The following is a 12,295-nucleotide window of genomic DNA, read 5'->3' on the forward strand; positions in this document are numbered from 1 at the left end:
ACTAAAAGAGAATATCCTCGTCATCTGCCAGGCCTTTTTTTGGTTTTTCTTTACGGGCCGGCTCTTTTTTTAACTTTCCTTCCGGACTTTTCGAGAGCATCTCAATTTTTCCTTCGGCTTCCTTTAAAAGTTCTGTGCAGGTATGTTTTAATTCCATTCCTCTTTCATAAGCTTTTATGGAATCTTCCAGACTCAACTGTCCTCTTTCTAATTTTTCCGTAATATCTTCCAGTTCTTTTATGGCATCCTCAAAGGATATTTTTTCTGTTTTCTTAGTCATTACGTATCTCCTTTACTTCGACTTCGAGTCTTCCTTTTGAAAGAATGATTTCGAGACTTTCTCCACTTTTTACTTCCCGAATATCTTTAATTACCTGTTTATTATGATTTCGTAAAACGGAATATCCCCGTTTGAGTGTGGAAAGGGGAGAAAAGCTTTCCAGCCTGCCCTCGATTACGGCAAAAGACTTTCCTGCTTTTTCGAGTTTTGCTTTCATATAGAGAGGAAGTCGGTCATAATTTTGCAGGGCATTTTTTTTCAAGGAAAGATAGTTTTTTCCTATATAACCGAGACGCTCCATCATTTCGTCGAGTTTTTGCATCTTCTCGTGTAATAGAGTTTTGGGTTCTTCAAAAAACCTGCGTCTGGACAAAGATTGTAATTTTTCTTTTCCATATTGAAGCCTTGTATTTAAAGATCGTGAGAGTTTCTCCTCTATTTCTGAAAAATAGTCTTCGTATTCTTCCATTTCCGGCACGGCCAGTTTGGCTGCTGCTGTAGGTGTTGGAGCGTAGTTATCGGCAGCAAAGTCGCTTAGTAGAGAGTCAACCTGGTGACCTACTGCGGAGATAATCGGAACCCTCGAATGATAAAAAGCCATCACTACCTTTTCTTCGTTAAAAGCCATGAGGTCTTCAAAACTTCCTCCGCCCCTACCGGCGATGATTACATCTACCTCGAATTCAGGCTGGTTCAAAGCTTCAATAGCCCGGATAATCGAATCGGGAGCCTGTGGTCCCTGTACCTGACAGGGTGCAATGAGAATATTAATATTCGGGTAACGTTCTTTGGCAATCCGGAGGATGTCTTCTAAAGCTGCTCCATAGCCCGAAGTAGCAATTCCGAGAGTGCGGGGAAGCCTCGGTACGGGTCGTTTTCTTTCGGGGTTAAAAATTCCTTTTTGCTCTAATTCCTTTTTAAGTTTTTCAATTTTAAGAAGAATTTCTCCCCGGCCTATTTCTTCTAATTGGTTGACATTGATATTATAACTACCACCGGCTTCATAAACGGAAAGATTTCCATATACCTGTACTTCCATTCCATCTTTTAGAGGCCTTCCCTTGTAGGAACGAAAGGCATAAGAAAAAAAAGTGCAACGAATAATACTGGAGCTATCCTTCAAAGAAAAATACTTATGACCGGTACCGGAACTGGAGTAATTGGAAATTTCTCCCCGCACCCAGATATTTTTGAACTCCGGGTTTGCATTCAGGGTATCTTTGACATTGCGATTGATTTCCGAAACGGTATAAATTTTCTTATCCAAGTTTAAGCTTCCTTTTTAAAACCAATAAGTCGCAAAATTTCTCTTGTGGAATGAGTAATTTTATAACTCAACCAGAAATCCCAGAGAATGACAATCAGGGTCACAGCAGCAGGGCCGAGTATAACACCTAAAATCCCGAATTCTTTTAAACCACCCAGTAAGGCTAAAAACAGAAGGAATGGGTGTATCTTGAGTTTCTTGTCAAGTATACTGGGTTTTAAGAGGTTTTCAAATATAAGATAGAAACTAAAAGATAGACTCATCAGGATTAGAGCCGAAACCCAGTTGTTCTCAAAAATACCCAGATAAAGCCCGGCAGGAAGCCAGACAACCATGGTTCCGACAATCGGGATTAAAGAGAATATGGCAGCTATACTCCCGTAAAGAACGGGAGAAGGAATTCCTAAAAAGAAGAGAATTAGACCTACTGCGAGACCCTGCAAGAAGGAAATAAAGAGATTACCTTTCACAATGGTTTTTAAAGCATCGGCGATTCGAATTCCAATTTTATCTTTGATTTCTTCCGAAAAAGGAAGGATGGAGAGAAGAAAGCTTTCCAGTTTATACCCATCCTTATAAAAGAAGAAAATAAGCAGAAAACCAAAGAAAAAGTTGATGAGAATCCCTACCGGTAAACGAATTCCACCTAAAATCAGGGTAGCGGCATTACTTACGATTCCATAGATACTGTCAATATTGAGAATATCTCCATAAGAACCTACAATATCTCTATAGATGGCCGGGAATTGTATCCAGAAAAATTCCGTATCGGTAACAAGGTCTGTAAAAAAAGGAGTATTTAAAAGGCGAAGGAGTATCTTATCTTCGCTCAGATTGACTTTCAAAATGAACAGGAAACCTAAAAACTCACTGACCAGGGTTCTCAGAATAAAAAAGGAGGGGACTACGATAATTACTAAAACCAGTATTATCATAAGCCAGGGTGCTAAGGGTTTAAAACGAAGACCTAACCTGCGTTTTAGGCGCATGTAATAGTCTCTTGAAGCCATATAAAAAATTAAGGCAATAAAGGAAGTCCAGAAGAACGAGCGATATACAAAAAACACCAGGATTGATGTAAGAATAAAAAGGCCTAAGAGAATAAAACCCAGAAGGTAGTCTTCTTTTTTTTGTTCTATAGGTGTTTCTATTTCGCTCATATACCCGGCTTAGAACTGGTTCTTGTAAAATAGAAAAACAAATCGAGAATTTTGTTGCTCTGAAATCTGGATAGTAATGATTCGACGACTTAAGGTCTCCAGAAGAATGATATGGGAATTTTCTTTCTTCTCTTTTTGTAAAACTCGAAGTTCTTTTTCTTTAGAAAGGGTTTCATAAAAAAGCAGTAAATCATCTATCCCCAGAGATGTCCTGTAAGCAAAACTAATTTCTGCATCCGGATAAAAACTTCCCCGGTAACGTGTGGAATAGACGTATTCCGCAGAACGGGGTATGTAACCCCTGGCAAAAAAATCGGGAATTCGACTGGGATTCTTAAAAATAGTCAGTCTATCAAAAAGAAGGATTTCCTCCTCCTGGTTTGGAACGGGCGTATCACTCAATTCTTCGGGAAGTTTTGCAGAGGGAATACTGGTTTTATTACCGGGAACTGCTAAAAGCCCGGCAAGACCGAAAAATAGAATAAAAATCCAATTATAACGCATAAACATATTAGGTTAGCATTGCAATAGGCATAAAGATGTAAAGCGTAATTCAGGTAAATCCAAACACTGAGCTGAAGGGCTTGTTCTTAGTGAAGTCAGAGTATAAGCCGGCTATAGGTTTTTTAAGCATATACTAAACTACTGATTATTTTTCTTAAAAACTAAAGATTTTTTCCCATCCTTCGATGATTGTCCTGTAGGGGTACGTATGATTATTTCTGATGAGCAATCCCAATCCGGTATTATGAGCTTTTTTGGTTCCAAACCAGTGGAAAGAAAGCTTCCTGATGATACAGGCTCGGTAAATTTCATTGAACTTTTAAAACAAAAGGGTAAAGAAGAAGTGGAGCCCTTTCCTTCTCCTGCACCTGAGGCTGAAAAAGTTTCCGAACCAAAGAGTTTCGGACTTTTAGAAACTATCGACAACCGTTTTGCTCCTGTACAAAGGGAAGAAAGTCCCGAGTCGAGTTCTAAAGCCTTTCAACCTGTAGAAAATAAACCAATAAAAGAAGAAACATCTTCCTTCCGGGCTTTACAGAGAGAAGACAAACCCCTGAAACTAGAGAGAAAGCCGGACACCGTTTCCGAGAAAAATACGAATTCCGAAAAGGAAATCGAAAGAAAGGTAGTTTCAAAAGAAACAGAACCTGTCCGTAAGGAAGGGCTTGAAAAGTCGGAAAACACGGTTTCGGAAGAAAAAGTTGAAAATAGGGTTTCCGAAAAGGAAGTTCGGACGGACACGAAAAAAGCGGTAAACGAGTATGAAAAGAATACCGCGAAGGGTAAAGCTCCGGAAAAGAAAGCAAAGGCTGAAGATTCTAAACCTTCAAATGAATCCGTATTTGCATTTATAGAACCCCAGGAAAAAAAGTCCAATAAAGAATCTAAAAAACTGGAAACTTCGGACCTTAAGTCCGGCATGAAGGTTAAAGAAGGAAAAGTTTCGGAAGAGCTGAAAAAAGCAGAGAAATTAGAAAATCTCGATTCCGAAAACCTGAAAACCGAGAAAAAGCAGGAAGTAAAGCTGGATAAGCTCAGCCTGAAAGCCATTATAGAAGAAAATAAGGGGCAGGGAGAAGAAAAAGTTTCCAGACTCTCCGAAAAGAATGAAGTTTCCGAAAAAGGGAAAGGTCATTCCGAAAAAATAGAAAATAATCGTTTTACTTTTAGTTTTGAAACCGGCAGGCAGCCGGAAACGAATCAAAAACAGGAAGGTAAGCTGCAACAGCAAAGAAACGCCTCCGCTACCGAGACTACTAAACTTTCGGATGCTTTTCTTCAGAAAGCGAGTTCTTCACAAACCGGAACCGGTTCTGAAAATGGAAATCAGTCCCGCTCGGAGGATTTTCTAACGAATCTGAATCAAACCTTTAACCGAATTACGAAAGATTCGGCGAATCCTGAGGTTCAGACCGAAAAATTTGTGAGCAGAGAAGCTTTTAAAAACTCTCTTTCTGAACTGGTGCAAAAAGCGAGGGTGAATATTGTAGAAAATGGCAGAAATTCTGCCCAGATTTCTCTCTATCCCCGTGAACTGGGTAAAATGACCCTGAATATCAGTGTTTTACAGGATAAGGTAGAAGGAAGGGTTTTAGTTGAATCAGAAGCTATTAAAAATATTTTATTATCCGAAATCAATGGTTTGAAAACCGATTTGAAACTGGCGGGTTTAAATTTGGAAAACATCCAGATCGATGTTCGTCAGGAAGGAGATTTTCTATCTGAATACGCCGAAAACCGCGAGAGAAGTGATGAGGGAGAAAAATCACAATCTTCCGGTAAGGCAACAAAAGAAGAGGATTTTATCGATGAGGTTGAGGATGCGGGCTATGAGCCTGAGTCTAAGCGCGTACTGGATATAAAGGTGTAAATATGCCGGCTCCTATAGAATCATCAAAGGCAATTAAAGAGCGTTATCTGAACTCAGATAAAAAGGTCAATATCAAAGACCATCTGAATCAGATGGAAAAAGAAGAAAAATCCGGCTTAAAGGGAATTGATGTTCACATAAGTCCCAAGCAGCTCGGAAAGGATGATTTTTTAAAACTTTTGATTACTCAACTTTCCAAGCAGGATCCTACAAATCCGGTAAAAGACCAGGACTTCATTGCCCAGATGGCCCAGTTTTCCAGTCTTGAGCAGATGAAAAATATTTCAGCTGGAATCCAGAAGTTGGAAGCCAAGCAGGCTTATAACCTTGTCGGAAAATTTGTTTCCGGACCGGACTATGTGAGCGGAGAACCGCTTTCCGGAGTAGCTCATGCGGTTTTTTATGATGGAGAGGGCAAGGCTTTTGTGCGGGTAAATGGAAGAACCATGGAAACCGATAAAATTCAGTTTATTTCAGACCCGGCGATTATGAAACAGGCTGAAGAAGCAGCTAAAGCTATGGAAAATAAAGCTCCCCAGTTTGAATCTCCCCAAACTTTCAAAAAACAGGAAGAAAAAAATGTAAATTCCCTTACGGAAGAAGCGAAATCGAACGATACTACTAAAGAGCAAAGGGAAAATGAATGGAAGTATCCCGGTGTTCGCGGTAAAAATCAGGAATCATATACAAAATAAATAGATGAATATTGAGGTAATTGCCATATGATGCGTTCACTATACTCCGGTGTATCCGGCTTGAAAAATCACCAGGTCAGGATGGACGTGATCGGAAATAACATCTCCAATGTTAATACTCACGGTTTTAAAGCAGAAAGGGTAACCTTTCAGGACATGATCTCACAGGAGCTTTCTGCTGCATCCGAACCCAAAGAAAATATTGGGGGGATTAACCCCAAGCAGGTAGGACTGGGAGCCCTTATTGCAAGTATTGATAAGATTATGAACCAGGGTTCTTTACAATCTACCGGTAAGAATACAGATGTGTCTATCGTAGGCGAAGGTTTCTTCGTATTGAAAGAAGGTGATAAGCAGTTCTACACCCGTGCTGGAGCCTTTAATGTAGACAAGAATGGTTCTTATGTAAACCCGGCTAATGGCATGAAAGTTCAGGGTTGGAATGCAAGAGTGGATGAAAACGGGAATAAATACATCAACTCATCTGCTACTATAGAAGATATTACAATTCCCATATATTCTAAAGAACCGGCAAAAGCTACTTCGGAAGTAACTTATCAATCGAATCTCAATTCGGCTGCATTAGCTGTTCCTCAGGATGCAACTCCGGAAGAAATTGATAAATACATCAACGAACCCGATCCGAATAAACGCAGAGGCCATGTAACTACAATTAAAGTTTTCGATGATCAGGGTATTGAAAGGGAACTCAGACTTGAACTCTACAAAACCAAGGAGAATACCTGGAGAGCCCGTACCAGTCTTTCTGATGCGACTCAGGTTTCGGTTGACGTGGAAAGTGCCGGTGGTGCAAATACAAAGCAACCGGAGAATACCGAATTTGAACTGAGTTTTACTCCCGATGGAAGACTTACTGCTGTTTCCGATGGGGTAGATTCTCAAACCAGGGGAGACCTCAAAGTAAACGTAACTTACAGAGTGCCCGGAAATCCAAGTCCTCAGAATTTTTCTTTGAACCTCGGAGAAGCCAACAAAATCAATGGGGTTACACAATTTTCTGCTGATTTTACAACCAAGGCAATCAAGCAGGATGGTTATCCCATGGGTTATATGGAAGCCTTTTCTATCGATAATTCAGGAACGATTATTGGGGTTTTCTCCAATGGTGTACAGCAACCCCTGGCTAAAATGGCGATGGCGATTTTTACCAACCCTGCCGGTTTGAATAAAGCTGGTGATACAAATTACACGTATTCTATCAACTCAGGTGAAGCCAATATCGGAGTATCCGGTATCGCGGGAAGAGGAAAGATCAATGCAGGACTTTTAGAAATGTCGAATGTAGATCTTTCGGATCAGTTCACTGATATGATAGTAACCCAGAGAGGTTTTCAGGCTAACTCGAGAACCATTGTTACTTCTGACCAGATGATCCAGGAAGTTTTAGGACTTAAACGGTAATTAACTCAAACTTAATCTCAATCTCTCTAAAGCCGGTCTCTGACCGGCTTTTTTTGTTTTCTCTATTCGCATTTATAAAATATAGTTCTATATAAATACTTCCAGAGTTTGAATTTTATGTTTTCTAAAAGAATTTTTATCTTCCTGTCTTATTTATTTATTATCCTGAAGTTTACTTCTCTATTATTCGCTGAGAGCCCGGTCTTTATTCGTCTTAAAGCGGGAAGTATCTATTTTTCTCCTAATAATGATGGGGAGAAGGATACAATTACTTTTCAGATTGAAAAACTGAGTGAAGAATTTGAAGTAACCGACTGGCGTCTGGATATCCATGTAGAAAGTGGAACCCTGGTGAAAAGTTTTCACGCAGATAAAAGGCACAAGAGAAGAAATAGTTCAGTATATTACCTTTTTTCTAAAGATAGCCAGTTAGAAGAAAATAAGATACGACTTCCGGAAAAACTGGAATGGAGCGGGACTGATTTGTCAGGCTTAGTTCCGAAAGATGGTATCTATTATGCGGTATTGCAGTACAAAGACAATGCGGGGGCTTTGCGTTTTACCCGACCGACTTATTTTTATCTTGATTCAAAAGCCCCTTATGCTGATTTGCAGTGTAATAGAAGATTTTTTAGTCCGGACAAAGATGGCATATACGATACATTAGAAATTCAGCATAAACTTAAAGCTGATAAAAAAGATCGATGGAGAGGAAGCTTTCTCGATGAAAAAGGAAAGGAACTTCGTTCTTTTGTCTGGGAAACTCAAAATTTACCCGAAACGATTCACTGGGACGGCAAGGATGACAGGGGGATTATGCAGGAAACCGGCTTGTACTATTATCGACTTTCGGGAGAAGATTTTTCGGGTAATATTCGGGAGTATAAACTTGGTCCCTTATCTTTGCGGAAAGATTCAGTTAATATCGATGTTAATGTAAATCAAAATGAATTTTCTCCGAACGGAGATAAATATAGAGATATTCTTGTTTTCTTTCCCCAAAAACCGGATAGCTTAGAGATAGATTCTTATTCCTTAAAAATTTATAAAGCCGGAAGTGAAAAGAAAGGTGCTGAAAGAGAATTTAGTGGAGAAAATATACTGCCTTCCTTTATCAACTGGGATGGGAAAAATGCCGGAAATAAAGTCTTGGAAGGAAAGTATCTATATAGATTGGATTTGAAGAAGGGTGACAAACTTTATTCTTCTCTTCCCAAAGAACTTGTTATTCATACAGAACAAATGCATATTTACTTCGGTATCAATCACGAAAATTTTACTCCGGATAATGATGGAGAAAGAGACATTCTGGAGATTTATCCGGAATTAGAAAATTTAAATATGCAGAATTGGGAAGTTGTTTTAGTTGAAAGATATATATTGCATAAGAAAAGTCGCATACGTGTTTTAAAGCGCTGGAAGGGACATGAAAAAATTGCAAAACGACTCGTCTGGGATGGAATTAGCAATGAAGGTGTGGCTTTAAGTTCTCTTGCCCGTTTAGAATTATACTTCTATTTCACCAATGATTTAGAGGAAAAAAAATATTTCCAGGTAAAGAAATTTCAATCCGGGATTAGTGTAAGACAGGTGAAAGGTGGTTATAAAATTTCAATTCCTGAGTATGCGATAGAAGGCAGGGAAGAAGAGGTATTAAATCATCTAAAAGATACTCTTAAGCTTTATCCCGGTTATTTATTTGAAATTCAGTCTCACTCAAAACAGCCGGGAGATGATAGAACTAACCTCCAGAAAACAGAAAAAAGGGCGGAAGACTTCTTTTTCAAGCTCTACGGCAAGAAAGAGAAGTTTGATCGCTTTGATTTTCGCGGATATGGAGAAGTGGAACCCCTGTTTTTAAGTGAAAAAAGCTTTTACCAGGAAAAGAACGAAAGGATAGATATTCATTTTAGCTTACCCGCAAATTAGGTAAGCTATTTCCTCATAAGTTCTCGCATATGAACCGGGATATCATCGTAACGGTCATAGCGCTTTTTCTTGCCGTTAGGTGTGGTCACATAATAGGAACCATTAATTATTTCCATAAAGTAGTTATCCGAACTTTTCTTTTGCTGGGATAATTTGTCCAGTTCCCGAACCATATTCTGGAATTGTTTCGGTAGGGATTGCCAGTTTGGATAGGTGTCTACTTTTCCTTTATGGTTTACAATGTATTTTCCTTTATCATGAAGAATTTTGGTACCTAGGTAGTCAAAAATCTCAGTGACAAGAGAGTCAGATTCATTTAAATCCCTATACCTCATATCAGGAATTTGCAATAGTTTATCTCGCTTTGAATTTCCTGTTGACCCCTTCTGTCCCCTGATAAGATAAATAACAAAGATACTCAGGAGTACAAGAAGTAAGAATAGGGATTCAATGGGAGAGTTGAGAAGAAAGTTTAACATTCTCTATTACCTTTTATTACCTCTAATAACAATTGGAACGGTTTTTTTTTCATTTTCTTGCAGACTAAAGGAAAAAACTCTAAGAAAGTTTACTATATCCTGAGATTCTGTAAACAAATTTTAGATTTAAAAAGCGATAAATTAGCAAAGAAAGGTTACAATGAAAATAGGCATTGATTGTAGGATGATACTTCATTCAGGGATCGGGGTTCACCTGGAAAATATTTTGAAACACCTGCAAAAAGAAGAGGGTTTTACATATTATCTTTTTGCCCCCGGAGAGATCCTTGATAAGGTAAAACTTCCTGACTTTTATCAGCATATTGAATACCGGGCCGGAGTTTATTCTCTTTCTGAAATGAGGGGGCACCCCCGCATGTCTGAAATGGATTTATTACATATCCCTCATTTTAATGTTCCCTTTCCTTACATAAAGAAATGTATCGTTACTATTCATGATATTATCCCTTACAGAATGAATGAACTTCATACCGGTATAAAAAAACGCCTCTATCTATTTTTTAGCCTGTATGCTATCAGGACTTATGCAAAAAAAATCGTAACGGTTTCTGATTTTACGGCAAAAGATCTGGAGCTGGCCTTTTCCTATCCGCAGGAGCGTATGCAGACCATTTATAATGCGGTAAATACCCGGCTTTTTGTTCCCGGTGAAAAACTAAAAAGTTTTAAGTCAAAATATAACTTACCCGAACGGTATCTTCTCTCGGTCGGAATTGGGAAAGAACATAAAAATTTGGCTTTTTTGCTGGATGCTCTTCTCCCCCTCTGGAAAAATGAAAGCTTGAAACTTCCTCTCGTATTGGCCGGTTCGGGAGGAAAGATTCCGGATTATTTAAAGCCTTACCGGGAAGAAGTTGCAGAATTTATATGGGCCTGCCCGCATTTACCTTATGAAGAACTTCCGGAACTTTATAGAAATGCTGAACTTCTTATATATCCTTCTCTTTATGAAGGTTTCGGTTTTCCTGTTTTAGAAGCCCAGGCGGTAGCCTGTCCTGTGTATTCATCAAACGCTAGCGTATTACCTGAAATTTTAAAAGATAGTGCTTATTATTTTAACCCGAGAGATAAGGAAGAGTTACAAAAAGGCTTACTTCATATTCTTTCCTCGGAAGAAAATAGGTTGATGTTTGTAGAAAAGGGACTGAAGAATATAGAACGTTTTAGTTGGGAACGTTCTGCGGCAGAGTTTTCGAAACTTTACAAAAGTTTCTTAGTTTAAAAAGCTTAGTATATTCATAATCCCTAAAATTCTTAGGATCGATTATTTGGGAGGACGTTTATGTGGTGAAAACATAAAACTTCTTTGCTTTGCTTTGGGAGTATTGCTGTTTTTCTTCTTTTTTTTGGGAGCAGGCTTCTTTTTTTTCTTTGTTACTTCAATAAAGTCCCCTGCATTATCTTTGATTTCCTGAATAGCGGAGTATGCTGGTACGCTAAGAAATAAACAGACCATAGTCAATATTACGAATTGTTTCATTGTTTTTGCTCCTCGCCTGGTTCTTTTGTATTGGTTTTAGTTTCTTCCGGAACTTCCGGTAAGGGCGGAACTTTTTCTTTTGTTTGTAGGGCAGCTACAAGTAAAGGATGGCTGTCCAAATTATAGAGGTCCCGGTTCTCGGATGGAATTTTTTCCATTTGCTTTTGAATGTCTTTGATTTCAATATTTTCACCTGCCAGTTTTTGAATAGCAAGGCTCAGAGCGTAAAAGTAAATACTTCTCTCTTTTATATTTTCTTCAAGTAACCACTGGTATACTTTTTTAGAGTTTTCATCTCCGTTTTTCGCCAGATCCTGAAGTTTTTGAATTTGCAAGAGATTATCTTTGGAATACTGTATACATTGAGAAGCTAAAATTTTTCTTTCTTTAGATTCTTCCTGTAGGGAAGCCAACATATAATATAAGCTGGTAATTATATACGATTTTTCAATTCGGATTCCGTAACCTTCTTTTTCCGTATCAAGTTTTTGAATTTCTTCAAGCAGGGCTTTGGATTTATTTTTTACATCAAGGCTTAGGGCAGGGCTTGTATCAATTTCATTGAACTTACTGGTAAGCTTATAAAATTCGGTTACAAGTTCGTTATATCTTTCTTTCGATATGGGCTCATTTGTTTTTTCTTCGATTTGAGGTTTACCTGTTTCCTTAATTGTTGGCACGTTTTCTCTTGTATCTGTTTTTTGTGGGATAACGAGGCTTGCCGGGGAAAAAAAATAGATAATTACAAAAACGGCTATAGCTCCACCTGCCTTGACAATTCCGCTCGCATTTACATTCAAGGAACCCGGAAGCATAGCACCGATTCCCGCTCCGGCCAGTGCGAGAACAATTGTAATGATATTTTTTTGGAACTCTGTAGGTTCTTTTAAAAATATTACTACAAACAAGAGGATAAGGACAAACACTACACCAAAGATAAAAGCGGCTACTCTTTCGGCTGTGTGGGAACTTGTAGATTGCTGTTTCGATACCGGCATAAGCTAAACTGAATTTATTATACAAAAGCTGTCAAACGAAAAAGTTTTTAGATACTATAGCTTTTTCAGTTTAAATTAAATAAGTACATTCTAAAACTCTAAATTATTTTTGATTATTTTACTCTTACCGAAAGTAGAAATATCCTTATCCTAAAAAAAGATAGGAGAAAAATAATTTTTTTAGTATAGT

12 protein-coding genes are annotated in these 12,295 nt (G+C 38.4%); 5 read left to right on the forward strand and 7 right to left on the reverse strand.

Annotation, left to right across the window (positions count from 1 at the left end; all coding sequences use genetic code 11):
• Window position 1 precedes the first annotated feature (1 nt).
• From H7A25_07040 to H7A25_07055, 4 genes are read right to left on the reverse strand one after another with little or no spacing between them, the layout of a single operon-like run.
• Window positions 2–280 carry an exodeoxyribonuclease VII small subunit gene (locus tag H7A25_07040; protein ID MCP5499638.1) on the reverse strand — a complete coding sequence of 93 codons (279 nt, stop codon included), beginning with the start codon at window positions 278–280 and terminating at the stop codon, window positions 2–4.
• Window positions 273–1,547 carry an exodeoxyribonuclease VII large subunit gene (locus tag H7A25_07045; protein ID MCP5499639.1) on the reverse strand — a complete coding sequence of 425 codons (1,275 nt, stop codon included), beginning with the start codon at window positions 1,545–1,547 and terminating at the stop codon, window positions 273–275. The genes H7A25_07040 and H7A25_07045 overlap by 8 nt, the downstream gene beginning before the upstream one ends.
• Window positions 1,548–1,549: 2 nt before the next feature.
• On the reverse strand, window positions 1,550–2,707 hold the full coding sequence (locus H7A25_07050) for an AI-2E family transporter (GenBank protein MCP5499640.1): 1,158 nt from the start codon (window positions 2,705–2,707) through the stop codon (window positions 1,550–1,552).
• Between the two features lie 9 nt (window positions 2,708–2,716).
• Window positions 2,717–3,211 (reverse strand): hypothetical protein, encoded by a 495-nt coding sequence (locus H7A25_07055; protein MCP5499641.1) that lies wholly within the window; start codon window positions 3,209–3,211, stop codon window positions 2,717–2,719.
• Between the two features lie 208 nt (window positions 3,212–3,419).
• Between H7A25_07055 and H7A25_07060 the strand changes: the two genes are divergently transcribed.
• From H7A25_07060 to H7A25_07075, 4 genes are all read left to right on the forward strand, one after another.
• Window positions 3,420–5,081 (forward strand): flagellar hook-length control protein FliK, encoded by a 1,662-nt coding sequence (locus H7A25_07060; protein ID MCP5499642.1) that lies wholly within the window; start codon window positions 3,420–3,422, stop codon window positions 5,079–5,081.
• Between the two features lie 2 nt (window positions 5,082–5,083).
• Entirely contained in the window at window positions 5,084–5,776 is a 693-nt protein-coding gene (locus H7A25_07065) for an endoflagellar hook capping protein (protein MCP5499643.1), read from the forward strand.
• A 27-nt stretch (window positions 5,777–5,803) separates the two neighbouring features.
• Complete coding sequence (gene flgE, locus H7A25_07070; protein MCP5499644.1) at window positions 5,804–7,198, forward strand: flagellar hook protein FlgE; 1,395 nt, start codon at window positions 5,804–5,806, stop codon at window positions 7,196–7,198.
• A 117-nt stretch (window positions 7,199–7,315) separates the two neighbouring features.
• Complete coding sequence (locus H7A25_07075; GenBank protein ID MCP5499645.1) at window positions 7,316–9,127, forward strand: hypothetical protein; 1,812 nt, start codon at window positions 7,316–7,318, stop codon at window positions 9,125–9,127.
• 5 nt (window positions 9,128–9,132) lie between these two features.
• Here H7A25_07075 and H7A25_07080 read toward each other — a convergent pair whose 3' ends face one another.
• Window positions 9,133–9,606: a hypothetical protein gene (locus tag H7A25_07080; protein MCP5499646.1), complete on the reverse strand. Its 474-nt coding sequence runs from the start codon at window positions 9,604–9,606 to the stop codon at window positions 9,133–9,135.
• 160 nt (window positions 9,607–9,766) lie between these two features.
• On the opposite strand from H7A25_07080, the gene H7A25_07085 reads away from it, so the two are divergent.
• On the forward strand, window positions 9,767–10,849 hold the full coding sequence (locus tag H7A25_07085) for a glycosyltransferase family 4 protein (protein MCP5499647.1): 1,083 nt from the start codon (window positions 9,767–9,769) through the stop codon (window positions 10,847–10,849).
• Window positions 10,850–10,891: 42 nt separating this feature from the next.
• On the opposite strand, the gene H7A25_07090 is transcribed toward H7A25_07085, so the two are convergent.
• On the reverse strand, window positions 10,892–11,107 hold the full coding sequence (locus H7A25_07090; protein ID MCP5499648.1) for a hypothetical protein: 216 nt from the start codon (window positions 11,105–11,107) through the stop codon (window positions 10,892–10,894).
• Complete coding sequence (locus H7A25_07095) at window positions 11,104–12,105, reverse strand: hypothetical protein (GenBank protein MCP5499649.1); 1,002 nt, start codon at window positions 12,103–12,105, stop codon at window positions 11,104–11,106. The genes H7A25_07090 and H7A25_07095 overlap by 4 nt, the downstream gene beginning before the upstream one ends.
• Window positions 12,106–12,295 lie beyond the last annotated feature (190 nt).

The organism is Leptospiraceae bacterium, from assembly GCA_024233835.1.
Classification (GTDB): Bacteria; Spirochaetota; Leptospiria; order Leptospirales; family Leptospiraceae; genus JACKPC01.

What these genes read in the sequence shown, in the direction of transcription:
- H7A25_07040 (MCP5499638.1), bottom strand. Translation starts at nt 280, where the DNA reads ATGACTAAGAAAACAGAAAAAATATCCTTTGAGGATGCCATAAAAGAA.
- H7A25_07050 (MCP5499640.1), bottom strand. Translation starts at nt 2,707, where the DNA reads ATGAGCGAAATAGAAACACCTATAGAACAAAAAAAAGAAGACTACCTT.
- H7A25_07055 (MCP5499641.1), bottom strand. Translation starts at nt 3,211, where the DNA reads ATGCGTTATAATTGGATTTTTATTCTATTTTTCGGTCTTGCCGGGCTT.
- H7A25_07060 (MCP5499642.1), top strand. Translation starts at nt 3,420, where the DNA reads ATGATTATTTCTGATGAGCAATCCCAATCCGGTATTATGAGCTTTTTT.
- H7A25_07065 (MCP5499643.1), top strand. Translation starts at nt 5,084, where the DNA reads ATGCCGGCTCCTATAGAATCATCAAAGGCAATTAAAGAGCGTTATCTG.
- flgE (MCP5499644.1), top strand. Translation starts at nt 5,804, where the DNA reads ATGATGCGTTCACTATACTCCGGTGTATCCGGCTTGAAAAATCACCAG.
- H7A25_07075 (MCP5499645.1), top strand. Translation starts at nt 7,316, where the DNA reads ATGTTTTCTAAAAGAATTTTTATCTTCCTGTCTTATTTATTTATTATC.
- H7A25_07080 (MCP5499646.1), bottom strand. Translation starts at nt 9,606, where the DNA reads ATGTTAAACTTTCTTCTCAACTCTCCCATTGAATCCCTATTCTTACTT.
- H7A25_07085 (MCP5499647.1), top strand. Translation starts at nt 9,767, where the DNA reads ATGAAAATAGGCATTGATTGTAGGATGATACTTCATTCAGGGATCGGG.
- H7A25_07090 (MCP5499648.1), bottom strand. Translation starts at nt 11,107, where the DNA reads ATGAAACAATTCGTAATATTGACTATGGTCTGTTTATTTCTTAGCGTA.
- H7A25_07095 (MCP5499649.1), bottom strand. Translation starts at nt 12,105, where the DNA reads ATGCCGGTATCGAAACAGCAATCTACAAGTTCCCACACAGCCGAAAGA.